24 protein-coding genes are annotated in these 23,273 nt (G+C 43.0%); 9 read left to right on the top strand and 15 right to left on the bottom strand.

Going from position 1 to position 23,273, the window contains the following annotated elements; genetic code table 11:
- Positions 1-13: 13 nt before the first annotated feature.
- Complete coding sequence (locus tag MHH65_RS17040) at positions 14-1,069, bottom strand: tetratricopeptide repeat protein (protein ID WP_065214867.1); 1,056 nt, start codon at positions 1,067-1,069, stop codon at positions 14-16.
- 219 nt (positions 1,070-1,288) lie between these two features.
- On the opposite strand from MHH65_RS17040, the gene fabZ reads away from it, so the two are divergent.
- Together fabZ and mscL are read left to right on the top strand one after the other, a co-directional pair.
- Positions 1,289-1,723 (top strand): 3-hydroxyacyl-ACP dehydratase FabZ, encoded by a 435-nt coding sequence (gene fabZ / locus MHH65_RS17035; protein ID WP_012011512.1) that lies wholly within the window; start codon positions 1,289-1,291, stop codon positions 1,721-1,723.
- A 127-nt stretch (positions 1,724-1,850) separates the two neighbouring features.
- Positions 1,851-2,246, top strand: coding sequence for a large conductance mechanosensitive channel protein MscL (mscL, locus tag MHH65_RS17030; RefSeq protein ID WP_024423693.1), 396 nt, complete (start codon positions 1,851-1,853; stop codon positions 2,244-2,246).
- A gap of 27 nt (positions 2,247-2,273) precedes the next feature.
- Here mscL and MHH65_RS17025 read toward each other — a convergent pair whose 3' ends face one another.
- On the bottom strand, positions 2,274-2,684 hold the full coding sequence (locus MHH65_RS17025) for a YwpF-like family protein (RefSeq protein ID WP_024423692.1): 411 nt from the start codon (positions 2,682-2,684) through the stop codon (positions 2,274-2,276).
- 117 nt (positions 2,685-2,801) lie between these two features.
- Between MHH65_RS17025 and MHH65_RS17020 the strand changes: the two genes are divergently transcribed.
- The 3 genes from MHH65_RS17020 to MHH65_RS17010 all read left to right on the top strand — a co-directional run bounded on the left by MHH65_RS17020 (position 2,802) and on the right by MHH65_RS17010 (position 5,367).
- Positions 2,802-3,161 (top strand): hypothetical protein, encoded by a 360-nt coding sequence (locus MHH65_RS17020; protein WP_056765590.1) that lies wholly within the window; start codon positions 2,802-2,804, stop codon positions 3,159-3,161.
- Positions 3,162-3,564: 403 nt separating this feature from the next.
- Complete coding sequence (locus tag MHH65_RS17015) at positions 3,565-4,425, top strand: Cof-type HAD-IIB family hydrolase (protein ID WP_268416934.1); 861 nt, start codon at positions 3,565-3,567, stop codon at positions 4,423-4,425.
- 153 nt (positions 4,426-4,578) lie between these two features.
- A complete protein-coding gene (locus MHH65_RS17010; protein ID WP_029706346.1) occupies positions 4,579-5,367 on the top strand; it encodes an STAS domain-containing protein in 789 nt (262 codons plus the stop codon).
- A 70-nt stretch (positions 5,368-5,437) separates the two neighbouring features.
- Here the strand turns inward: MHH65_RS17010 and MHH65_RS17005 are convergent, their stop codons facing one another.
- Both MHH65_RS17005 and MHH65_RS17000 read right to left on the bottom strand, forming a co-directional pair.
- A complete protein-coding gene (locus MHH65_RS17005; RefSeq protein WP_098677176.1) occupies positions 5,438-8,215 on the bottom strand; it encodes a DEAD/DEAH box helicase in 2,778 nt (925 codons plus the stop codon).
- Positions 8,202-9,809: an SWIM zinc finger family protein gene (locus MHH65_RS17000; RefSeq protein WP_041115535.1), complete on the bottom strand. Its 1,608-nt coding sequence runs from the start codon at positions 9,807-9,809 to the stop codon at positions 8,202-8,204. The genes MHH65_RS17005 and MHH65_RS17000 overlap by 14 nt, the downstream gene beginning before the upstream one ends.
- A 186-nt stretch (positions 9,810-9,995) precedes the next feature.
- On the opposite strand from MHH65_RS17000, the gene MHH65_RS16995 reads away from it, so the two are divergent.
- Together MHH65_RS16995 and MHH65_RS16990 are read left to right on the top strand one after the other, a co-directional pair.
- Positions 9,996-10,139: a hypothetical protein gene (locus MHH65_RS16995; protein WP_003214884.1), complete on the top strand. Its 144-nt coding sequence runs from the start codon at positions 9,996-9,998 to the stop codon at positions 10,137-10,139.
- 116 nt (positions 10,140-10,255) lie between these two features.
- Positions 10,256-11,575 (top strand): UDP-glucose/GDP-mannose dehydrogenase family protein, encoded by a 1,320-nt coding sequence (locus MHH65_RS16990; protein ID WP_268416932.1) that lies wholly within the window; start codon positions 10,256-10,258, stop codon positions 11,573-11,575.
- A gap of 33 nt (positions 11,576-11,608) precedes the next feature.
- On the opposite strand, the gene MHH65_RS16985 is transcribed toward MHH65_RS16990, so the two are convergent.
- The 5 genes from MHH65_RS16985 to alsS form a co-directional block, all read right to left on the bottom strand.
- Complete coding sequence (locus MHH65_RS16985) at positions 11,609-12,145, bottom strand: chromate transporter (RefSeq protein WP_024423686.1); 537 nt, start codon at positions 12,143-12,145, stop codon at positions 11,609-11,611.
- Positions 12,145-12,726 (bottom strand): chromate transporter, encoded by a 582-nt coding sequence (locus MHH65_RS16980; protein WP_268412536.1) that lies wholly within the window; start codon positions 12,724-12,726, stop codon positions 12,145-12,147. The genes MHH65_RS16985 and MHH65_RS16980 overlap by 1 nt, the downstream gene beginning before the upstream one ends.
- A 16-nt stretch (positions 12,727-12,742) precedes the next feature.
- Positions 12,743-13,219 (bottom strand): Lrp/AsnC family transcriptional regulator, encoded by a 477-nt coding sequence (locus MHH65_RS16975; RefSeq protein ID WP_024426311.1) that lies wholly within the window; start codon positions 13,217-13,219, stop codon positions 12,743-12,745.
- 152 nt (positions 13,220-13,371) lie between these two features.
- Positions 13,372-14,142 (bottom strand): acetolactate decarboxylase, encoded by a 771-nt coding sequence (gene budA, locus MHH65_RS16970; RefSeq protein WP_024423683.1) that lies wholly within the window; start codon positions 14,140-14,142, stop codon positions 13,372-13,374.
- Between the two features lie 35 nt (positions 14,143-14,177).
- Positions 14,178-15,878, bottom strand: coding sequence for an acetolactate synthase AlsS (gene alsS / locus MHH65_RS16965; RefSeq protein ID WP_268417821.1), 1,701 nt, complete (start codon positions 15,876-15,878; stop codon positions 14,178-14,180).
- Positions 15,879-16,028: 150 nt separating this feature from the next.
- Between alsS and alsR the strand changes: the two genes are divergently transcribed.
- Together alsR and MHH65_RS16955 are read left to right on the top strand one after the other, a co-directional pair.
- Positions 16,029-16,916, top strand: coding sequence for an acetoin biosynthesis transcriptional regulator AlsR (gene alsR / locus MHH65_RS16960; RefSeq protein ID WP_024423681.1), 888 nt, complete (start codon positions 16,029-16,031; stop codon positions 16,914-16,916).
- Between the two features lie 59 nt (positions 16,917-16,975).
- Entirely contained in the window at positions 16,976-17,593 is a 618-nt protein-coding gene (locus MHH65_RS16955) for a flavin reductase family protein (protein ID WP_024423680.1), read from the top strand.
- A 36-nt stretch (positions 17,594-17,629) separates the two neighbouring features.
- Here the strand turns inward: MHH65_RS16955 and rbsB are convergent, their stop codons facing one another.
- The 6 genes from rbsB to MHH65_RS16925 are packed head-to-tail and all read right to left on the bottom strand — an operon-like array spanning position 17,630 to position 23,263.
- Complete coding sequence (gene rbsB, locus MHH65_RS16950; protein WP_024423679.1) at positions 17,630-18,547, bottom strand: ribose ABC transporter substrate-binding protein RbsB; 918 nt, start codon at positions 18,545-18,547, stop codon at positions 17,630-17,632.
- Positions 18,548-18,560: 13 nt separating this feature from the next.
- Positions 18,561-19,514 (bottom strand): ribose ABC transporter permease RbsC, encoded by a 954-nt coding sequence (gene rbsC / locus MHH65_RS16945; protein ID WP_268412537.1) that lies wholly within the window; start codon positions 19,512-19,514, stop codon positions 18,561-18,563.
- 1 nt (position 19,515) lies between these two features.
- Complete coding sequence (locus tag MHH65_RS16940; RefSeq protein ID WP_268412538.1) at positions 19,516-20,997, bottom strand: sugar ABC transporter ATP-binding protein; 1,482 nt, start codon at positions 20,995-20,997, stop codon at positions 19,516-19,518.
- Positions 20,998-21,012: 15 nt separating this feature from the next.
- Entirely contained in the window at positions 21,013-21,405 is a 393-nt protein-coding gene (rbsD, locus tag MHH65_RS16935) for a D-ribose pyranase (protein ID WP_034281179.1), read from the bottom strand.
- The gene (gene rbsK / locus MHH65_RS16930) at positions 21,402-22,280 is read right to left on the bottom strand and encodes a ribokinase (protein WP_335350972.1); all 879 of its coding nucleotides are present in this window, start codon (positions 22,278-22,280) and stop codon (positions 21,402-21,404) included. Before rbsK ends, rbsD begins: the two co-directional genes overlap by 4 nt.
- Complete coding sequence (locus MHH65_RS16925; protein WP_061110169.1) at positions 22,277-23,263, bottom strand: LacI family DNA-binding transcriptional regulator; 987 nt, start codon at positions 23,261-23,263, stop codon at positions 22,277-22,279. The genes rbsK and MHH65_RS16925 overlap by 4 nt, the downstream gene beginning before the upstream one ends.
- Positions 23,264-23,273 lie beyond the last annotated feature (10 nt).

Genomic DNA, 23,273 nt, shown 5'->3' with positions numbered 1-23,273 from the left:
CAGCAGGCTGGTATCAGCCTCTCATGATAAAAAAGGCGGCTCGCTCAAAGTCGCCCTTTTTTTTATAAAAATCTGAGACATCAGCAAGAAGATCCTCAAGATCAATCCACGCTTCTTTTCGTTCAAGACATGTGACGAGCGTGGCGATCTGCTCATCTGCCTTTGGCGTTTGGCTGTAGAGAAGAGATAAGATTTGAAACTTCATTCTTAATATATCAAACTGGGAAGCAACAGATTCTTTCAGACCTTTTTGAATATACTTCATCCCTTCATCGGTTAAATTTTCTTTAAAACAGGAACGCACAGTTTCGTATAGGCATGATACATAGGAGTGTGCTGACTTTCGGTACGCTGGAAGACGAAGCGCTTTTTTGAAGTATTCCAGCGCTTCCTTATGACGGTTTTGTCTTGACTGAATAAAGCCAGCATCATAATAAACGATACCGAGCAGCTCTTGATCATCAATCTTTTTCACGTAATCAATAATTTCAATGAAAATATCTTCCGCTTCCTTATATTTTTTTTGGTCGCTATAGTTGAGAGCGAGCACAATTTTACACCGATAGATGCTATGGATATCACCGTGCTTTGCAAAAATATCCATGGCTTTTTGAACATGACGAATCGATAACAACGAGTAACGGTTGTTGTAATAAACACCGCTTGTACGGAAATGGAACTCTGCTTCCTCCAGCTCATCGTTAAGTAATGGCAGTCGTTCCTCAGCCTTTTCGAGATAATGAATCGCATCATTTTGATCACTTTTTAAAGATTCATATAATCCGAGAAAGAAATAAAAATAATATTGCAGTTCTTCGTTCATTTCATCTTTGTGGGGCAGCAGTTCATGTTTGAGTTTTTCTAAGTCCTCTGTCTGATTCATCCAGAGCTGGTGACGGAAAAGCATCAACTGATAATGGAAATAGAGTTCTTGTTTTTTTGATAATTTCCGTTTATATTTTAGCAGTGTTTTTTTGATTTCTTCAGCCTTCGAAAAATGTCGATGCTTTAGCATTGTATACCAGGAATGGAGAAGTTTTTTTACGGATTTATCGCTCATAAAATTCATTTTTACCCTCTTATTCAATCAATGATGTAATATATATTACCATATTTGTGAAAAAACATTGAGTGTAGTGTGGATTATATTTGATGACAATTGGTAATGATAGATACTATTTTTTACCATATGCATAAGGCGAATATTGAAAAATGCCAGCATTCATAATATACTTCTATAGGAATCAAATGAAGATCAGCGATATAGAAAAGAAGGAGAGATCAAGATATGCTTGATGCTCAGCAAATTCAAGACATTATTCCACACCGTTATCCATTCTTATTGGTCGACCGTATTTTAGAGGTCGAGGGAGAAAAAAGAGCGGTTGGAATTAAAAATGTCACAGTGAATGAAGAATTTTTTAATGGCCATTTCCCTGGTTACCCAGTCATGCCTGGTGTGCTTATAGTAGAAGCACTCGCACAGGTTTTTGGTGTGATTATGTTAGGCAAGGAAGAAAACAAAGGAAAAATCGGTTTGTTTGCAGGGATTGACGGATGCCGCTTCAAAAGACAGGTCAAGCCTGGAGACCAGCTTCGTTTAGAGGTTGAAGTGACGCGCCTCCGCGGGCCGGTTGCAAAAGGAAAAGCAGTAGCGACGGTAGATGGCGAGGTTGCATGTGAAGCAGAACTGACATTTTCTATTGGTCCTAAAGTATCATGATTTTTCTGGCGGTTCATCAAGCATGAATCGCTTTTTTATTTAGAAACGTTCAGTTAGAACGGATAAGGACTTGCAATTTTGACAAAAAAACGTCATATTAGACAAAAAAAGATGAAGGTGATAAAGGATGCTGAAAGAATTTAGAGAATTTGCAGTCAAGGGAAATGTCATTGACTTGGCTGTAGGTGTCATCATTGGGGGAGCATTTGGCAAAATTGTCACTTCTCTTGTGAATGATTTAATCATGCCGCTTGTCGGTATTATTATTGGAGGGCATGATTTTAGCGGTTTATCCATTAAAATCGGAGCTGCTCAAATTTTATATGGGAACTTCATTCAAACAGTGGTTGATTTCTTAATTATCTCGTTTTCCATTTTTATCTTTATTCGTTATTTGAATAAGTTAAAACGGAAAAAGGTTGAGGAAGAAGAGGTTGTGGAAACGCCGGATCAAACGGAAGTTTTGCTAACTGAAATCAGAGATTTATTGAAAAATCAAAGCCAGTCTAAAGATGTGCAATAGAAAAAGAGCGGCTGATCCCGCTCTTTTTTATGTGTTTTGTTTAAAAGCATCCAGTAGTTTTTCTCCTGACAACCCCTCTTTGACGAGGTCTTTTAATACTTCTTCAGTTTCTGTTCTGTAACGATTTGTAATCATTTTACCATCGAGTAACACAGAAATGTTTTCTTCTAAGGCAACGATGTTTTTGACTTGGACAGATAGATGAACAGGGCGGTTGTTTTCTTTAGTGATCGTTACAAGAATCTTCACTTCTGTGTGCTGCTGAAAGAGTACCTCAAACACCTGTCTATGTTTCTTTGGAATGAGTGCCTCGATCATCCAGTGATTTTCACCGTCTTCTTTATTAATGATTAAACCGTCACGAAGGGGAATACTGGACATTTTATCTTGCTGTGGATCAAGTTCAATTTTTAAATCAATCAGCCTAAAGGTTTTCATATTTATCACCTCACAAGCGTTCGTTATTCGTAAGTATTATTATAGCATACAACATCTGTATAAATGAAACCGCTGCCTGCTTAGAACTAGCTGCACATGAGTGAAAGGAGATGTTTTATGGAGTCCTATCAATTGAGAAACATTCATATTGGCGACGACAAGGCAAAGAGTGATATACGTGTTTATTCGTGGGGAGACATTCTTTCATTTTGTGATGTGTATATGGAAGAAGGAGAGTCACTCACGTTTCAATATGTCACCGAGGATCAAATGGACTGTTTTGAGTTTCAGCTGTCGGTTCATGATGGCCGGCTTTGTTTTTATTGGTTTGCGTGGGACGGATCTGATTATATTCACATGCCTTCTAGTAATTGGATTCATTCAGATATTTTTTATCAATTTATGAAAAATAAGTATTTCATCAAACAAAACAAGATGATGTTTTATACGCAAGCGGTAAAAAACAGAAATGAATGAGGATATAGAGAATTTGAAGGCCTATTTTGCTATTTTCCTGTTTTGTCACATACGGCCTTTCTCCGTAGACTAGGGGTAGCTGAAAGGAAAGGAGGCAAGTCCCGAATCAAAAGGTAACGTCTATCATCTGACAGCCCCCCTCTAGCTAAAGCTGATAGATGCTGCCTTGTTCATATGAACACTGCGTAATATAGAACCAATGCTTCTTTGTATAGGTCATGTGTCCCCTTGTGAATCCCCTTTGTGTGTATCCGGTCATATTTGCGTGGCCGGATACCCTTTTATTCACTGTTTAACCGATCAGCTCTTGCAAATAGTGGATACTCATTTCATAATGATGATGGATTTTGTTAATGGTATGTCGGTTGAAAATAAAGACATAAAGGAGAGAACGATGACAAACATTCAATTAATCGCAACGGATTTAGATGGAACTTTATTGAACAGTGAACACAAAGTGAGTCAGGAAAACGAGCAGGCATTAAAGGAAGCAGCTGCGAATGGAATTGAGGTTGTCGTGTCAACAGGGAGAGCGTATTTTGATGTAAGGTCTATTTTTGACCAGCTTGGTATGAATACATGGGTGATTAGTGCCAATGGAGCTGTGATTCATGATCCAACTGGACAAGTGTACCATTCAGCTGCTTTACAAGAAGAAAAGGCTAAACACATATTGTCATGGCTTGAAGAACGTGATTATTATTATGAAGTCTTTACAAACGAAGCCATTTTCACACCAAATCGCGGAAGAGAGCTTCTTGCGATTGAAATGGACCGTTTAAAAAGTGCAAATCCAGAAACGGATCAAAATGTCTTAAAACAAGCGGCAGAAGTTCAATACAGCCAGTCGGGTTTTTCTTATATTGATACATATAAAGAATTGTTTCGTGAGGATCGAAAGCTTTCATTTTACAATATCTTAGGTTTTTCTTTTTTTCAAGACAGATTGAAAGCCGGATGGGAGATGTTTGGTGATGATTCAGATTTAACATTGGTCAGTTCGGCTGATCATAACTTTGAAATTGGTTCAAAGGACGCGTCTAAAGGGCTGGCATTAACAAGGCTGGCAGAAAGACTAGGTATTCCTTTAAGTAGGGCAGCGGCTGTAGGGGACAGCTTAAATGATGAATCGATGCTTCGAGCTGCTGGTGTTGGGGTTGCAATGGGGAATGCGAGACAGGATATAAAAGAAATCGCTGATCACGTGACGTTATCAAATGATGAACATGGTGTCGCGCATATGATCCGTCACCTTTTGAAATAGATGAATCAGATGTCGTGGTATAAATCACATAGGATGAAGCGCATTCTACAAAAGAGGAATTCAGAACCACTTCTATTTACACATGATGTGGAACATCATATAATTTAATTATGAATATAACCCGCTTGTAAGGAAAATAAGGAGAGTAAACGAATGGCGCTGGAATCTTATAAGTCCGAAAATCTGCATTTAATCAAGGAAGCCTTGGACTATACTCAGGTTGGCCTGACGGTGACGGACCCGTCTTTACCTGATAATCCTTTAATATATGTGAACAAGGGCTTTTTAGATATGACAGGCTATCAAGAAACCGAAGTATTGGGGAGGAATTGTCGTTTCCTTCAGGGAGATGAAACTGAACAAATCGCTCTCAAGCAAATTAGAACAGCCATTGAGAACAAAGAGGCTGTCACGGTTCAGCTGAAAAATTATAAAAAATCTGGACAAATGTTTTGGAACGAGTTAAGTGTCGCTCCTCTTTGGATTGACGAAAAGGAAGGAAAACGTCTTTATTTCGTTGGTCTGCAAAAGGATGTCACGAAAGAGAAGGAACAGCAGGAGCTTCTTGAGCAATCAATTGATGAAGTGCTGAATATTTCTGTCCCAATCGTTCCGGTGAAAGATGGTATCTCTGTGTTACCGATCATTGGTACGTTAACAGCGCCTAGATTTGATAAGATCATTTCAACGGTCTCCACCTATATCTCTCAATCCAAGGATGATTATTTTATTGTCGATTTGTCCGGATTATTAGAAGTGGATTCATTTGTGGCAGATGCGATCTTTAAGCTGAATGATTTGATTTTAATGACGGGTACTGAACTCATTGTGACAGGAATTAAACCGAATCTTGCAATGAAGATGGGAGAAATGAGAGAGGACTTCCGTGAATTAAATACGTATATGAATGTGAAATCTGCATTGAAAAAACTGAACATTTAGCACACGTTTATATGAAATAAAAAAGAGGACTTTTCATTAGGCTTGAGAAAAGTCCTCTTTTTTGCTGTGATTAAGATGATTGAGCGGCGGCACTTAAGGTAAATAAGTCTTCTAGTTCGTTTGTCGATAGCTCTGTAATCCAGCTCTCGCTTTGGATAATTTGATCATTTAATGTTTGTTTTGTTTCGAGCATTTGATCGATTTTTTCCTCGATTGTGCCCGTTGTGATCATCTTATGGACGTGAACAAATCGTTTTTGTCCAATCCGATAAGCTCGGTCTGTCGCTTGGTTTTCCACAGCAGGATTCCACCATCTATCGTAGTGAATGACATGGTTTGCGGCGGTGAGGTTGAGTCCTGTCCCTCCTGCCTTTAAAGAGAGAATTAAGATGTTGAATTCTTTCTTCTGAAAGCGGTCCACCATTTTGTCCCGCTCCTGTTTTGAGAGACTGCCATTTAAAAATTGGACTGGTTCTCCAAACATCTTTTCTGCCAGCTGCTTGATCATGTTGCCCATTTCAATATACTGCGTAAAGATGAGACAGCTTTCTCCTTGCTCATGTATCGCTTTTAACAGCTCTGCGAGTTTATCCATTTTTAACGAACGTTTCAGCAGTTTCACATCTGTTCCACTCTCTTTTAAATAGAGCGCAGGGTGATCACAAATCTGTTTGAGTCTGCCAAGCATACTTAAAATAATGGCTTTTCGCTGCATCCCTGTTAATGATGCCATATGTTCAAAGGTATCTTTCACGAGCTGTTCATATAAAGATGCCTGCTCAGCGGAGAGCGGAATGAATTCTTTTTCTTCGAGTTTCTCAGGCAGGTTTAGGGCAACCTCTTCATCTTGTTTTGTTCGTCTTAATAAAAATGGTTTGATCAGCTGCTGGAGCTGTTCAATCCTTTTTTCTTCACGGTCTTTTTCAATCGGAAGGACGAACTTTTTATGGAAGCTGGTCAGGCTGCCGAGATATCCTTTGTTGACGAAGTCGAATATGGACCAAAGCTCTGTCAAACGGTTTTCCATTGGTGTCCCGCTGAGGGCTATGTGATGCTGTCCTTTGAGCTGTCTAATCGCTCTCGATTGTTTCGTATGGGCGTTCTTGATGTTTTGGGCTTCGTCTAAGCAAATGGTATTCCACTTTGCTGCCGTTAATTCATCACGATCAGAATGTGAGAGTCCATAGGACGTCAGAACAATATCTGTTGACTCGTATGCTTTTGTGAAGTCCTCTCCCTGTGGACGCGATGGCCCATAATGCAGGGCAACATTCAAATGTGGTGCGAATGTTTCGAGCTCTCGCTGCCAGTTTCCTAAAACAGAGGTCGGCGCAATGATGAGAGACGGAGAGGCATTTTGCTTCTGTTCCTTCAAATACGTGAAATACGCGATCATTTGAATCGTTTTTCCAAGACCCATATCATCTGCTAAACAAGCCCCAAATCCATGAGATCTTAAAAATAAAAGCCAGTTCACGCCATGCTGCTGATACGGACGCAGTGTGCCTTTAAAGGACTCACTCATTTCGTAGGAAGGCAGCTCGTGTGTATCATTTAATTGGTGGACAAGCCCTCTTAATTGCGATGAAAGTTCAAATTGAATATGGGCAAATGCTGAACTGTCTAGAAGCTCTGGAATCGATTCAGAGGAAGCTTCTTGATCTGCCAGTTCGCGTGACAAAATATCAGACATGTGAAGTCCTTCATTTTCGGCACGCTCCATCCACTTTTTCATTTGCTGAATGAAGGTCGGGTCTATTTTGATCCATTGTCCTCGAATGTTGACAAGGCGTCGTTTGCTTTGGACAAGTTCGTTGAACTCATCTTCTGTCAGTTCAATGCCGTTTGTAGCAAAGCGCCAATTAAAGTCCATTAATGCGTCCATTCCGACATGTGATTCGCCTCGCGGTGTAGAAGAAATCCTTGCTTTTAACATCATCGTGCTGTCTTTAACAATTTGCCACCACGATGGGAGCAGAATCTCAATGCCCATATTGACAAGTGTTTCACTTGCTTCAGATAGGAAGAGCCATGCTTCTTCTTCTGACATAAGTGTGGTGCCAGATGTGAAAGAAAGCCAAGGGACAATTTGACTGAATCGTTCCAGCTCTCTTGAAATTTTATCTTGATACGGATGCCAAGACCTTTTCAATGAACGAATGCCTTCAAAAAAGTGAAGGTCACTGTTTTTCTTGTCCCGCAAAAACAATTCGATTTTCCAATCATCTCCGTCAAAATCCGGTTCATTTAAGCGCAAGCCGACAGTGAACGGCGTCTCATCATCTATCCAGCCAATCGTCTCTAAGAAATCCTGCTCATCTAGAAAATGTCCTTGGAAGGTTGAGAGCGCAGGCGATTGTGCGTTCATGAGTTCCCATTTGTGCTGCAAGGCATCATCATACTGAATGTAATCCTGTACAGCAAAGGAGAACCAATCAGCCGTATAACCATCTAATAGGCCTTCTTTATCTTTAAACCGAAGCTCGCCTTTTGTCCACGCCTCATAATCGGGAACGAAATCTTCGTCCTCGATGAATTCGTAAATGGTGGAGGCAGTCTTCATCAGTGGTTCCGTTTCATCCGTTAATGTCACATGACTAAACGTATTAAATGAATTTTTTCCTAGCAATTCAACGGTCATCCAAGGGCTTAACAGAAAGGCAGGAGTGCCAATAAAGCTGACATCTTCTAAAAATGTTCCGTAGAAAGAAGATTCGTGCCATTGGAAAAGCTGCCTCTTCATTTCATTAAGCGGAACAGGGTGTCCGTCCTCTGCTTGCGCTGAAATGGTGAAAGAGAAATCTTCAGTTTGTTCTGCATGAATGACAATTTGTTTATGGCGTGTCATCAATCAATTTTCCTTTCTTCATTTCCTCTTGGAACGCACGCAGCCGTTTTGTTGAATCTTGCAGCTGCTTTACATACCTTTCCCAGATCACGGTTTTTTTCGTTTTATGATAAAGCGTACGCAGTTTCTTCAGCATTTTCACAGACTCTCGATAAGCACTTCGATTCTTTTGATCGAGAAGCAGTGAGATTTCACGGTGGTACGATGGAATGAGGGCTTCCGGCTCCTCTTTTGCAATCTGTTTGATCAAATCCTTCTCCAGTTCACTAATGGAGAAACCAACAAGGCTGTGAATCTCAATCCATTCCGCATAACGCTGCTGTGCATACAAAAGCTGACTGTATTCTGTAAACGCATAAGGCATACAGATTTGGAGATAACGTTCATATAAATGATGATCCTTCGTTTGCTTAAAGTATGCATCTAAATAAAAGAAGAAATCACTGACGGCTCCCCGCAGTTCTCTGTAGGAAAGGTCGAGCTGGCAATATTCCTCTAATATATAGGTGATTTCATGATACCAGAGCTTGAGCCGCTTCCAGTCCTTTCGGTTTGTGAGATCCTTCAGCCAATTGAGCACATTTGGCAGCATATCCGCATTAAGCAGCTGTAATTGCTGAAAGAGGCTTTCGTCTTCTTTCAGTAAATAATCCATGTGCATCAGCCCGATGGTACGTTCAACCGTTTGTTCTTTCTTCTGGGCGTTCTTTAGTAATTCTGTTTCTTTTTTGACCCATTTCCCTCTATTTAATATGGTGCCCCAAATCTCCATAAAGACCGCTACTCGTTCATGCTGGAAAGGTCCATTGATTTGAAGAAGTGTGCGAACGGCAGTTGGTGTGTTTTCAAGAAACGGATCGAGGGAAAAGGAAAGGGCGTATGTCTTCAAATGATCCACTGAATCGAAAATGGTGTTCATGAGCTGTTCTACATAGGGATTCATGGAATAAAAGTCTTTTTCGGCATCAAGCCGGCCGAGGTCGACGAGTTCATGAAGCCTCAGCCATACATCGATCGACGTATGAATTGCATACAAGCTCTTGAATTCAGGTGAAGCAGGTGCGTGTTTTTTTAGGATCGATAAATAGCCGTAATATAAATGCTGCGGTGTTTGCTGGTGCTTCGGTGTCCGTTTCAGCCAGAGGTTAAATTCCTCTTGGAAAAAAGTCAGCCAGCTTTGGAGTGATTGTTCGTCTGGGCGCTTCACTTGGAAGTGCTGGCGAATCAGTTCTTTGCTGCGCTGTAATTCATCTTTTTCTGACCAATGTTCTGTAAACCCGGTCACACTCTCTACTTGAGCGTATAGCGAAAAGAAGACAGCAAGAATGTGTTTACAAAGTCCATCTGCTGGACATGAGCAGCTGCTTCTCACAGGAAACAGCACATGAAGGTGGACTCTTGCTGCCACGACATCATGTACATAAGCTGACCATTCGGTATCAGACTCTTGCTTGAGCCGATATACGCTGTCCTGTCTATAAGTAATCAATGCTTTTTTGATGAGTTGTTTGTTCTCATCTGTTGCAGGAAGAAGTTCTTTGATCTGTTCGGCAGTTTGTTTGATTTCTTCTTCGTTGATGTTGTGCTGAAGCATTTGATCCGCTCCTAACCAAGTAAAAGATTCCAATTCTTTTATTATAGCTCAATGGGGATTCATAAAAAAGTTTTTCATGAAAATGGTCATAAATTTCAAAAGCTGTCGAATGATGTAATAGAGTATTGCATAAACCAACCTTACAGCATATAATAATGAAATTAGTGGAATCGAAAGGATACAGACATGGATAATAAGGGTTTAAATCAAGAAGAATTTTTAAAGATTTTGATGTACGCTCATGATATTGGTGAAAATTCAAATGATGTCACAACAAAAGAAATGCTTGAAAATCTGATTGCTCATATTCGAAATGGTCTTGTTTCATAAAAGTGACCCCCTGCTAGTGATGGCAGGGGGTTTTTGTATGCTTTTAAGAATGGAATGAAAGCTCCCGGCATACGATGTCATTACAAGCATAAGGAGTATGGGGAGCTGATGGTGTCATGAATATTGCGATTGCAGGCTGTGGGTATGTGGGGCTTGTGACAGGTGTGTGTTTAGCGGAGGCAGGACATGATGTCGCGTGTATTGATATTGACCGCCGAAAGGTCATGCAGCTGAAACAAGGAAATCCCCCAATGTATGAGCCAGGGTTAAAAGAGCTATTGAAACGCAATCTTGAGCAGGGACGAATTCATTTTCACATAAATGGAGCGGAAGTCTACCAGCGGGCAGATGTGTTAATGATTGCAGTCGGCACCCCGCAGCAGGCAGATGGCCAAGCTGATTTACAGTATGTGTTTCAGGCTGCAAAAGAGATGGGGATAAAAGCAAAGTCAGGGGCGATCCTTGTGGTGAAAAGTACGGTGCCTGTTGGAACGGGTGATCAAATCGATCAGTTGATCCATCAAGAATTAGGACGGAAGGAGCCGCTAGCGATTGCATCTAACCCAGAATTTTTACGGGAAGGCTCTGCCATTTCAGATACATTGAGGGCGGACCGGCTTGTGATTGGAGCTGAAACAAAAGTCGTATTAGATCAGCTGGAGGAGATGTATGCTGATTTCCACCTTCCAATGGTCAAAACAGACCGTAAAAGTGCTGAAATGATCAAGTACGCATCAAATGCATTTCTTGCGACAAAAATCAGCTTTATGAATGAGATTGCCTCCATTTGTGAAAAAACAGGGGCTGATGTTGAATGGGTGGCGCAGGGAATGGGGCTAGATCAGCGGATCGGTTCCTCCTTTCTCAGAGCGGGCATTGGCTACGGAGGTTCTTGTTTTCCAAAGGATACAAATGCCCTTGTCCAAATTGCAGGGCATGTGTCCCATGATTTTGAGCTGTTAAAGGCTGTCATCAAAGTAAATAATGAGCAGCGAGCAGGTTTTATCCGCAATATTCAGGAGCGGCTGGGGGCAGCTCTTGAAGGGAAGCGAATTGCGCTTCTTGGTCTGTCCTTTAAACCGAATACAGATGATATGAGGGAGGCGCCATCTATTCCGATCGCTCATGAGCTCCATCAATTAGGTGCGGATCTTGTGGCATATGATCCTGTTGCTGCCCGGCATGCAGCTCGCGAGCTGCCGGATCAAGTCTTATTTGCTCAAACGATTGAGGAAGCGATCAAGGATGCCGATGCGGTCTGTCTATTAACAGAGTGGGCGGATATTCAGTCGTTTCCACTCGCTTCCTATAAGAAATGGATGAAGCGGCCGCTTATTTTCGATGGACGAAACTGTCATACACTTGAAGCGGCAGAACAAGCAGGGATCGAGTATCATTCGATTGGGCGCAGATCAATTTCTCCAATTTATATGTAAAAGAAAACCGATAACAGTGAATGTTATCGGTTTTTATGAATGCGGCAGAATGAATCCGCCATATAAAAATGCAGCCACAATCAGAAAAGCAGGGTGCAGCTTGAATTTGGTCATCAAGAAAAAGGAGATCGCAGCAATGGCGAGCGATTGCGTCCAGCCGATGGCTTTCACAGCATCTCCGCCGATTTCCCATGTTAATAAAAGCATCATCATCGCAATGACAGGCTGAACGGATAAGGTCATGCCTTTTACGACGGGAGATTGACGAAAGCGGTCAATCAGCTTGAGCAATAAAATCAGCCCAACAGCGGATGGCAGGACAGTTGCAAGCAGTGCCACGATAAAGCCTGGCCAGCCCATGACGTCATAGCCGACATATGCTGCAATCTTCGTAGCGATTGGCCCCGGCAGTGCATTGGCTAAAGCCAGCATATTGGAGAATCCTTCGTTCGTCATCCAATGAAAATGATTGACGATTTCTTCATAATTGAGCGGGATGGATGCAGGGCCACCGCCATACCCTAATAGATTGGATAAAAAGAATGCCCAGAATAAAAAGAGAATCAGGATCATGAAGACACTCCTTTCTCTTTATTTGAACGATTCCAATGATTTTTCAGTTTAAAATGAAAAGCGCCATAAAATAAAAAGATCATCACAATGATTCCTGGATGAATGGACAGCACTTGCAGTCCAATAAAGGCAAGAAGGAATAGAGCGATCCCGAAGATCATGCCGAAGCCTTTCAGCGCTTTTTGTCCAAACTCATATGCCATGATCCCGAGCAGAACAGCAATGACAGGTGTCACAGCGCCAATCATATTTTGAATGATTTGTGAGGAGCTTAAGACGCTGACAAGTGTGACAAGGGCTACCATGGCGAGACATGTTGGTAAAATATGAGCAGCTGTGGCGACAATTGCGCCAGATACGCCCTTTAATCGATAGCCGAGGTATGCTGACATTTTCGTTGCGATTGGGCCTGGTAATGCATTGGCGATGGCGAGTGTTTCTCCGAATTCGTCATCGTTGATCCATTGGTATTTCACCACCGCTTCATGGCGAATAAGCGGTATGACGGAAGGGCCTCCGCCAAAACCGAGAATACCGGTTCGCACCATAGCGATAATGAGTTCGATATATGATTGCAAGTGGTTCAACTCCTGTCTACAATTTCATGCCCATGCGGCTTTTGTATCGTTTAATGAGCATTTGGCAGTCCACACTGACAACGCCTTCTAGCGGGTATAGCTTTTTTGTCAGGAAAGTCTCCATTTCCTGTTCATGTTGAAAAATGCCATGCATATGCAGCTTGCTTGGTCCTGTCATGTGATAAAGGCTTGTGACAGCCGTTTCCTTTTCAAGCTGAAGGGCTACCGCTTCTAAAAATTTTGGCTCTACCTCTACATTAAAGAAGACAGAGACATGAATGCCGACCTTCGCGGGGTTAATTACAGCGGTGAATCGTTCAATTACCCCTGCTTCAATGAGCTGCTGAATGCGGGCTTGTACGGCAACACGTGACAGACCGACCTGTTTGCCGAGATCTGTATAAGACATGCGCCCGTCCTCGTGTAATAGGGATAAAATTTGTTTATCTCTTTCGTCTAATGTTAGGTTTGGAATGCTATAGTCTTTTGACACCGTATAACCACCTTTCTTCTGTTGATATTCTATCATATTTTATTACGAATAGAATGAATGATTTCTATTTTGGTATCGAAACGAAAACATTACGTGCGAGAAAACATCTTTGTGCATAAAAAAACACCCCGGAATCATCGGGGTGTCTTCATTTATTGATCCGGGCTGCTTTCTGCACTGGCAATTTGCTGTGCAAGATCAGCACGATCAATGTCTGCTTGGAAGAATTCCTGCGTATTTGGCAGGTGTAAATTCATATGGCGTTTTTGAGAAATGCGGATGGTGACTTGATCAACGGTGTAATCAAATACGTGTCCGCCAACACTTCGATCTTCATCAATAAAATGAAGATGATATCCACTCACCGCAATGCCATGTGCATACTGCGGTGTACGGAAGCCTGCGATCGTGCCTTGAATATCCTCGAAGTCGAAAATAGGCTGAGACTTGACTGCTTCTACCATTGGAACGTAAGGTTTTTCCTGTTTTTCAACCGTACGTGTTTGAACCTTTTTGAATGATCCATCAATGCGGACCGCATAAAAGATATTTTTACTTGGTAAAATGCGGTCGATTTCTTCTTCCAGTTCTTTGGACGTCATAGGTGCATCAATTCGATGAACGATATCTGTTTCAAAGAATGCTAGAGAGCAGAATGGTGAATAATCTTGATTGGTGACCGGTGTCGCTGTTCCATCCGAGCGCAGCCGGTAGAATGCGCCGTCAAAGCCGATCAGTTCTCCATCTAATTGATTGAATGTACCGATGCCAAAATCACCGTGTTCAGGAATATGTGCGAGGGAGAAATCTCCATCATATACGGCTTCCAGCAGGGAGGTCATTGTCGATACTTGATAGACCTCTTGCTGTTTGTCATGCTGTCTTGTGTCATTCTGTTGATTCATTGGGTGCATCATACCCATAACCGCTCACTCCTTTAATGTAATGTATCGAAGTCTTATTTAACGTTCATTGCATGTTTTTTGCGAAAGACTTCTGGCCATTTTTGACTGGCGAGGTCAGGGTTGTCTTGATAGTCAATCGGAATATCAATAATCACGGGTCCTTCTATGTTTATACCCTTTTGAAGGACGGTTGAAAGCTCCTCAGGTGAGTTGACCCTTAGTCCAGTCGCTCCAAAGCTTTCCGCATATTTCACTAAATCGATCTGCCCGAATTCAACGCAGGATGTACGGTCATATTTCATTTCCTGCTGGAACGCGACCATGTCGTATGTGCTGTCGTTCCAAACAAGGTGAACGAGGTTTGTTTTCTTTCGGACTGCTGTTTCTAGCTCCATTGCGGAGAAGAGAAAACCGCCATCACCTGAGACCGAGATAATCTTTTCATCTGGATTCATGATAGAAGCCGCAATTGCCCATGGTAATGCGACGCCTAATGTTTGCATGCCGTTACTCACCAGGAATGAGTTCGGTTCATAGACGCGGAAGTGACGGGACATCCAAATCGCGTGAGATCCGATATCACACGTGACCTTCGTGTCATCAGGAATCAGACGTCTCAATGTATGAATGACATCCAGAGGGTGAGATCGATGACTTTCTCTTTCTGGTGTCTTTTCGATGTCGCTTAATAGTTCCTGTAATTCAGTGACGAATTCTATGTTCTCTTTGCTAAGTGAAAGGGGAACACTGTCATGCGCTAGATGTTTGACGGTTTCAGAAATATTGCCTACAAGCTCAAGCGCTGGCTCATAAAAATGGTCAATATCTGCCTGCATGTCATCAACATGGATGATCTGACGCTGCTGCGGCTGAAGATTCCAATGCTTCGGATCATATTCAATTGGATCAAAGCCAATGGTCAAAAGGACATCTGCATGTTCAATGAGAAGATCACCCGGCTGATTACGGAATAAGCCGATTCTGCCTACATATTGAGACTCGAGCTCTCTTGAGAGAACGCCGGCTCCTTGATACGTTTCAACAAATGGGATACCAAGTGTTTTTAATAATGCTCTTGTGGCATTTGCAGCAGCTGGACGACTAGCTTTCATTCCCACAATCGCAATAGGTAAGTGTGCATTTTGAATTTTGGCGATAGCCGAACTGATGAGAGCATCTGGTGCAGGACCTAATTCTGGAGAAGGGTGAGCAGACACTGGTGTTTGTGTGGTGTGTTCTGTCACGACATCTTGTGGAAAGCTGATAAATGCTGCTCCAGCCTGCCCTTTTTGTGCCGCGCGAAAAGCATTCGTTAATGCTTCTGGTATATTATGAACGTCTTGTACTTCAACGCTATATTTTGTGACTGGTTTGAATAATGCCGCATTGTCGAGTGATTGATGTGTTCGTTTCAGACGATCTGCACGAATGACGTTTCCGGCGATTGCGACAACAGGATCACCTTCTGTATTGGCTGTTAATAGACCTGTTGCTAAATTAGATGCACCAGGACCTGATGTGACGAGACAAACACCTGGTTTGCCGGTTAAACGTCCAACAGCAGCTGCCATAAAGGCTGCATTTTGTTCGTGTCTGCATAGGACAAGCTCTGGACCTCTGTCTTTTAATACATCAAATACAGCGTCAATTTTTGCACCTGGAATCGCAAAAACATGGGTCACACCTTGAGCAATCAGCGTATCAACAATCAACTCTGCTCCTCGTCTTGTTAGGGGTTGTGCTTGAGATTTCATTTACCCCGCACTCCTTTCGGCAAGTAAAATTTTTTATGAAAATATATTTTCATGATATGATTTACTATACATTTCATAAAATAAATTTTCCAATATATGTTTAACGTGGTTTTGATATGTTTCACGAATAAGTGTGTGAGGAGTGAAAGGATGGAACTGAGACATTTGCAGTATTTTGTCACAGTAGCGGAGGAGCTGCATTTTGGCAGAGCAGCCGCGCGGTTGAATATGACACAGCCTCCACTTAGTCAGCAAATTAAGCAGTTTGAGGAAGAATTGGGTTTTCCTTTATTTCACCGGTCGAAGAGGGTGGTGGAGCTAACAGCAGCTGGAAAGGTCTTTTTACATGAGGTTCGGGGAGTGCTACAACAGCTTGATAAAGCCGTTGATCATGCCCGTCATACAGCAAGAGGAGAGCTGGGGAAAATCATCATAGGTTTTGTTGGAACGGCGACGTACGATATTCTGCCGCCCGTTGTACGTGAATTCAGGGAGCTGTATCCCTCTGTCAGTATTGAGCTGCAGCAGCTTTCTGTTCCGCAGCAGCTAGAGGCACTTTTAAATGGTGAGATTGATATCGGTTTTTTACATCCTACACCGCCGCATGAAGAATTAGTGAGTCGTTTGATGAAGCAGAGTGAATGTATTTTTGCGATTCCAAAAAATCATCGATTGGCTAATAAAGAGACGGTCGCGATTGAAGATATCCGTCATGAACCGATTATTTCTTTATCACAGGAATCATGGCCGTCTCTTTATCAGCACTTTGTCCTGCTATGTGAAAAGTACGGGTTTTCTCCAAATATCGTGCAGGAAGCGGCGGAATATCAAATGATCATTGGCCTCGTCACAGCAGGGATCGGTATTGCAGTGATTCCAAAATCAGCCCGGCGTTTATTTAATCTGGATGTTGTCTATCGGGCCATTGAGGATGAACAGCTTCTGGCGGAATGGACGATTTCCTATAGACGGGAAAATCATAATCCTGCTTTATTTCATCTTGTTCACCATATCCTGCATCGCACCGAGCTGGAATAAGAGGTATAGGGAACGGGTTATGGTATGATGTCGTTACATTAAAAGGAGGCGTACCTGAATTGATTACATTGCAAATGGATCAGCTGTCACGAAAAGAGGCATATAAATTATTATCTGGTTCTATCGTTCCAAGACCGATAGCGTTTATTACAAGTCTGTCTAAAGAAGATGTTGTCAATGCCGCACCATTTAGTTTCTTTAATGTCATCAGCGGACACCCGCCGCTCATTGCGGTTTCTATCGGACGACGTGATGGTCAGATGAAAGATACTGCGCAGCATATCATTGACAGGGAAGAGTTTGTCGTCCATGTGAGTGATGAAGACATGATAGAAGATATTAATGAAACAGCTGCTACATTGCCTCGGGAAGAGAGTGAGCTGGATCGCACCGGACTTCATCAAGTAGAGAGTCATGTCATTTCAGTGCCGGGAATCAAGGAAGCGCGCATTCGTTTTGAATGTCAGCTGGAAAAACATCTGACCTTTCAAAATGATGAAGGGGAGATCACAGTTGATCATATCATTGGCCGGGTTGTATGTGCACATTTAGATGAGGGTGTTTATGATGCAGAAAAAGGCTATGTTTCTACTAATGAACTGAAACCAGTCGCTCGCCTAGCAGGTAATGATTATGCCCATTTAGGCACGTCATTTGTGCTGAAAAGACCACAGTAATAGGAAAACCCCCGAGGGAAATCGGGGGTTTTCTGTTTATTTCTTCTGTTCTAGTTTGAGTGGAGCTGCGATGTTCTTTTGTACCTTTTTCCCTTTTAATACGTCGTTTGCAGCACCGACTGCCAGTTGACCGATCAGCTCTGGCTGCTGCGCAACTGTTGCAGAGAGCTTTCCTGCTTTGATTGAGCTGAGTGCATCTTCGTTGCCGTCAAAGCCAACGACAAGAATGTCTTTCCCAGAGCTTTGTATCGCTTCTAGTGCGCCAAGTGCCATTTCATCATTGTGGGCAAAAACGGCTTTGATGTCAGGGTTTCCTTGAAGGAGGTTTTCCATGACATTCAGTCCTTTTGTCCGGTCAAAGTCAGCAGCTTGTTTTGCTGTCACTTTTAAATCTTTATCCGCTATTTGATGGAATCCTTTTCCACGCTCACGTGTAGCGGAAGCGCCTGGTACGCCTTCTAATTCAGCGACTTTTGCTCCTTTGCCAACCTTGTCAATGATAAATTTAGCTGCCATTTCTCCGCCTTTGACGTTATCTGAGGCGACAAGTGCTTCTACCTTTCCACTTTCGGCTGAGCGGTCTAATGTGATGACAGGTATATCAGAAGCGTTTGCTGATTCGACAGCGGTTGATATGGCAGATGAATCCGCTGGGTTGATGAGCAATGCGTCGACGCCTTGCTGAATAAGGTCTTCAACATCACTTGTTTGTTTAGCTGAATCATTTTGTGCATCTGCAATCACGACTTCAATGCCTAGCTTTTTCGCTTCTTTTGTCACACCGTTTTTCAGAGAAACGAAGAATGGGTTATTTAACGTCGAGATCGACAGCCCAATTTTGATGTCCTTTTTCTTGCCATCCTTTGATGACTTGGCCCACTCCGGCGGTTCAAGTGAGCAGGCAGAAAGCATGAACAATGAGAGAGTCAGGATGAGAATAAGATATTTTTTCATAGCGGCTGCCTCCTTAAGCAGATTTCTTTCTGTCTAATAGGACTGCAATCAAGATGACAATCCCTTTCACAACAGATTGATAGAATGATGAAACGCCAAGTAAGTTCATACCATTGTTCAGGACACCGATAATGAGTACCCCGATGAGTGTGCCAACAATTCGACCTCTTCCGCCGGACAGGCTTGTCCCGCCAAGTACGACGGCAGCAATGGCATCAAGCTCATAGGACGTACCAGCTGTTGGCTGCGCTGAATTTAGGCGAGACGTTAAGATCGCACCTGCTAAGGCAGACATGAAGCCTGCTAATGAATAGATCATAATTTTCACGCGCGGTACTTTGATTCCTGAGATGAGAGCCGCTTTTTCATTCCCGCCGATGGCATATGTTCTTCTGCCGAAAGGTGTTTTATGAAGCAGTACCCAAAGTACGATAAAGGTGAGAAGCATCGTGATCGCTGGAACAGGAATGCCTAAGAAATATCCGCGGCCGAATAACTGAAATGCATAGTTAGAGCCAAGCCCAGTAATCGGGTTTCCGTCTGTATAAACGAGTGTCAAACCTCTGAAAATTGTCATCGTGGCAAGCGTTGCGATAAATGGAGCCATCTTGCCTTTTGTGATTAAAAGACCGTTGATCATCCCAAGAACGGCACCGATGAGACAGCCGACGATAATGGCTAAAATCGGATCCATGCCAGAAACGATAAAGCCGGCAGTCAGGGCACTGGACAGTGCAAGAATAGCACCGACTGATAAATCAATACCTCCAGTTAAAATAACAAACGTCATGCCAAAGGCAATGAGGGCATTAATGGAGATTTGTCTCAGTAAGTTTAAGATGTTTAATGGCTCTAAAAAGGCCGGGTTTAAAATAGAAACAAGGGCGACAAGTATGATGAGTCCTAAGAATGGCCCAAGCTTTTGCATGATGTGATCAAATCGTCCATTTGAAGTAAGTGGTTTCATGTTACTTCCCTCCTGTAGCTAGTGTCATAATTCGTTCCTGCGTTGCTTCTGCTTTGTCTAATTCTCCGCTGATGGTTCCTTCATGAATGACGAGCACTCGATCGCTCATCCCGAGTATCTCTGGGAGCTCAGAGGAGACCATTAAAATGGCAACGCCTCGATCGGTCAGTTCATTCATTAAATGATAGATTTCTCGTTTCGCTCCGACGTCGACACCTCGTGTCGGTTCATCTAAAATCAAGACCTTCGGCTGTATGCCGATCCATTTGGCAATGACGACTTTTTGCTGATTTCCACCAGACAGGCTGCGGGCAGAGATGTCAGAGGAAGCCGTTTTAATCGTCAGTCTTTTAATGAGCAGGTCGACAAAATCCTGTTCAGTTTTCTTATCAATCAATCCCTTTGGAGAGAAGCTTTTTAAGTTTGGCAGACCGATGTTTTCTCGGATGGATGCATCAAGCATCAATCCTTCATCCTTGCGATCCTCTGTGATAAAGCCGATGCCGAGCTTGACGGCATCACTTGGTTTTTTAATAACAGCCTTTTTCCCATGAACCCAGATTTCTCCTTGGTCAAGAGGATCAAGGCCAAACAGTGACCGCATCATTTCGGTCCGGCCAGCACCCATTAAGCCTGCAACACCAACGATTTCTCCAGCCTTAACTGAGAAATTGATATCTTGAAATTGTCCTTTTCTCGTTGCTTGTTTCACCTCAAGGACAATGTCTCCTGTAGAAGGCGTTCGCTCAGGATATCGATCTGTCAATTCACGGCCGACCATTTTCTTGACGACTTCATGGAAATTCGTTTCAGGTATGGCTTTCGTATCGACCGTTTTCCCATCACGCATGATCGTAATCCGGTCACAGATTGCAAAGATTTCCTCCATACGGTGAGAAATATAGACAATGGAAACGCCTTCTTTTTTGAGAGATTCAATGACCTGGAAGAGCTTCTCGATTTCCCGTTCCGTAAGAGCTGCTGTCGGCTCATCCATGATGATGACCTTTGCATCGGTCATTAATGCTTTTGCAATCTCAATCATCTGTTTTTGTCCAACAGAACAGCTGCCTGCCTCTTGTTCAAGTGAGAGATTCACAGACAAACGGTCCAGCTGCGTTTGGGCGAGGGTCTTCATTTTCTTAGTATCTAGCAGTCCGAGTTTCGTATAGATTTCTTTCCCGATGAATAGGTTCTCCAAGACGGTCATATCCGGCCATATGTTAAGCTCCTGATGAATGAAGGCGATGCCGTGCTGTTCCGCTTCCTTCGGATTTTTGAAAGCGGTTTCTTTTCCGTCGATTTGTATCGTTCCTTGATCTAAAGAATAAAGACCTGTAAGCAGATTCATTAAAGTTGATTTTCCCGCACCATTTTCACCCATGAGTGCGTGGACTTCACCTGTGACGAGGTCAAAGGAGACCCCGGAGAGAACGGTGTTTTTTCCAAAAGCCTTATGGATGTTATGCATCTCTATGTTCATATCTGGCTCCTCCTTTTAAAAGATGACACCGGCATGAAGAATGCAGTTTGCGTATGGGGTGGCTTCACCCGTTCGAATGACTGCTTTTGCCTGTTTGGTCATGTCTTTGAACGTCTCGTGGTCTACTTCATGTAACGATTTTGAGAGCGCTTTCTTAAGAAATAAATGATCTCGTTCATTGGCTTCTTTGATTTCACTAGCTACAGTGATGTTTTCAACGGCCATTTCCTGAAGAAGGAGGGAGGTGACCTCCTGAAAGGATGGTGTGCCGATTGATAACGCCAAGTCGATTTTGACTGGACCTTCTGGGATAGGGAGACCACAGTCTGCGATGACGATTGTATCTGTGTGGCCAAGGTCAGCAAGCACCTTGGCGATATGGCTGTTTAGGATGCCGTTTTTTTTCATTTCTTTTTCTCCAATTCTTCTCTTGTTGGCATGCCGCCTTGTGCGCCAAACTTTGTGACGGACATTGAAGCTGCAAGGTTGGCAAAGGCAAGTGCGTCATAAAGGGATTTGCCTTCTGTTAGAGCGACAGCCAAGGCTCCGTTAAAGGTATCGCCAGCTCCTGTTGTATCGACTGCTTCGACAGGAACGCCTGGAACCAACACGTCTTTCGTTCCATCAAAATATCGAACCCCATTTTTTCCTTCTGTGATCAATAATTTGTTAGGGTATTGACGCAAGGCCTCACTGGTTGGCAGACCATCAAACATTAGAACAGCTTCATGTTCATTCGGTGTAATGTAAGCAGCCTGCTCTAAAACCTGCTGCGATACTTTGCGGGCTGGTGCAGGGTTTAAAATGACAGGGATTTCTTTTTCACTGCAAATGGCGCAGACCGCTTCGACCGTTTCTTCAGGTATTTCCTGCTGGATGAGAACCATCCCAATATCATCAATTGTAGAAAAGGCCTCTCTTACATAGTCAGGAGTGACCTCATTATTTGCCCCTTTGACCACAACAATGCTGTTATCACCTTCTGCTAAAATGATATGAGCTGTGCCGCTCTCCATTTCAGTAACCGGTTTCATATATGAGGTGCGGACACCTTGTGTTTCTAAATTGCTGAGAATATCCTGACCATAAGCGTCATCACCAACGCGGCCGACCATATATACATCTGCACCGAGTCTGGCACTTGCGACTGCCTGATTGGCACCTTTTCCGCCGGGGACGGTTTTAAACGATTCACCTAAAACCGTTTCACCGGCATTTGGCCGTTTATCTGATGTGACGACTAAATCCATTGAACAGCTTCCTACTACAACAATATGACTCATTGTGAATCCACCTTTCTTGTGGTCTCTCGTTCAATAAAAGAGACGGGCATTTGAATAACTGGTTGATCTATCGGCTGTTTCTGAATCGCTTTGATTAACAGCTGTGCCGCTTCTTTTCCCATCTCATAGGCGGGCTGCCTAATGGTCGATAAGGAAGGGAAGAGCAGCTCACTTTGCGGAATATCATCAAATCCAATGATTTGAACGTCTCCTGGAATGGCTTTTCCGATCCGAAGCGCTTCATGGATGACCGCTGTTGCGACGATATCATTGCTGGCAATGATCCCATCTGTTTCAGGGTACAGCTGGAAAAGGGCCTTGGCGCTTTTTCGGGCTTCTTGAAAGGAAAATGAAGCATTTGACATCACATGAAAGTCGACGCCTGTTTCCGTGAGAACATCGAGTGCGCCTTTGAATCGCTGCCGCGCTGTTTGCAGATGGGCAGGTCCTTTTAACAGTGTGATCTGCCGGCTGCCGCGTCTGATTAATTCCATTGCCGCCATTTTCCCGCCAGCTGCAGCATCTGCAAAAACAGAAGGTGCATGTGGGACCGTTCGATCTAAAAACACAACAGGTAGATCATCATCATTGTATATATCTGATTCAGGTTCATTTGTGACCGCGATGACACCGACTACTTGATTTTGTTTAAAGGTTTGTAAGTAAGCCATTTCCTTCTCTCGATCTTCATCACTGTTCCCGAATAATAACCGAAAACCGTGCGCATGAATCTCATCCTCAACGCCTCTAGCAAGCTGAGGAAAGAAGGGATTTGTGATATCAGGCAAGATTAAGCCGATTAAGCGTGATTCTCTTTTAAAAAGGGATCTAGCCACTTCATTGGGAAAGTAGTTCAACTCCTGCATCGCTTGTGTCACGCGGATTTTCGTATCTGAATGAACATATCCAGTATCATTGAGCACGCGTGAAACAGTGGCAACAGACACTTGTGCAGCTTTTGCAACATCTTTAATTGTAGCCAATGGAGAGCCT

The sequence above is a fragment of the Bacillus sp. FSL L8-0654 genome (assembly GCF_038629965.1).
Taxonomy (GTDB): domain Bacteria; phylum Bacillota; class Bacilli; order Bacillales; family Bacillaceae; genus Bacillus; species Bacillus safensis.
The sequence above is the reverse complement of the archived record's forward strand: the minus strand, read 5'-3'. Positions and strand labels throughout refer to the sequence as shown.

Excerpts from the sequence above, each read along its gene's own strand:
- MHH65_RS17040 (WP_065214867.1), bottom strand. The coding sequence starts at position 1,069 with ATGAATTTTATGAGCGATAAATCCGTAAAAAAACTTCTCCATTCCTGG.
- fabZ (WP_012011512.1), top strand. The coding sequence starts at position 1,289 with ATGCTTGATGCTCAGCAAATTCAAGACATTATTCCACACCGTTATCCA.
- mscL (WP_024423693.1), top strand. The coding sequence starts at position 1,851 with ATGCTGAAAGAATTTAGAGAATTTGCAGTCAAGGGAAATGTCATTGAC.
- MHH65_RS17025 (WP_024423692.1), bottom strand. The coding sequence starts at position 2,684 with ATGAAAACCTTTAGGCTGATTGATTTAAAAATTGAACTTGATCCACAG.
- MHH65_RS17020 (WP_056765590.1), top strand. The coding sequence starts at position 2,802 with ATGGAGTCCTATCAATTGAGAAACATTCATATTGGCGACGACAAGGCA.
- MHH65_RS17010 (WP_029706346.1), top strand. The coding sequence starts at position 4,579 with ATGGCGCTGGAATCTTATAAGTCCGAAAATCTGCATTTAATCAAGGAA.
- MHH65_RS17005 (WP_098677176.1), bottom strand. The coding sequence starts at position 8,215 with ATGACACGCCATAAACAAATTGTCATTCATGCAGAACAAACTGAAGAT.
- MHH65_RS17000 (WP_041115535.1), bottom strand. The coding sequence starts at position 9,809 with ATGCTTCAGCACAACATCAACGAAGAAGAAATCAAACAAACTGCCGAA.
- MHH65_RS16995 (WP_003214884.1), top strand. The coding sequence starts at position 9,996 with ATGGATAATAAGGGTTTAAATCAAGAAGAATTTTTAAAGATTTTGATG.
- MHH65_RS16990 (WP_268416932.1), top strand. The coding sequence starts at position 10,256 with ATGAATATTGCGATTGCAGGCTGTGGGTATGTGGGGCTTGTGACAGGT.
- budA (WP_024423683.1), bottom strand. The coding sequence starts at position 14,142 with ATGGGTATGATGCACCCAATGAATCAACAGAATGACACAAGACAGCAT.
- alsS (WP_268417821.1), bottom strand. The coding sequence starts at position 15,878 with ATGAAATCTCAAGCACAACCCCTAACAAGACGAGGAGCAGAGTTGATT.
- alsR (WP_024423681.1), top strand. The coding sequence starts at position 16,029 with ATGGAACTGAGACATTTGCAGTATTTTGTCACAGTAGCGGAGGAGCTG.
- rbsB (WP_024423679.1), bottom strand. The coding sequence starts at position 18,547 with ATGAAAAAATATCTTATTCTCATCCTGACTCTCTCATTGTTCATGCTT.
- rbsC (WP_268412537.1), bottom strand. The coding sequence starts at position 19,514 with ATGAAACCACTTACTTCAAATGGACGATTTGATCACATCATGCAAAAG.
- MHH65_RS16940 (WP_268412538.1), bottom strand. The coding sequence starts at position 20,997 with ATGAACATAGAGATGCATAACATCCATAAGGCTTTTGGAAAAAACACC.
- rbsD (WP_034281179.1), bottom strand. The coding sequence starts at position 21,405 with ATGAAAAAAAACGGCATCCTAAACAGCCATATCGCCAAGGTGCTTGCT.
- rbsK (WP_335350972.1), bottom strand. The coding sequence starts at position 22,280 with ATGAGTCATATTGTTGTAGTAGGAAGCTGTTCAATGGATTTAGTCGTC.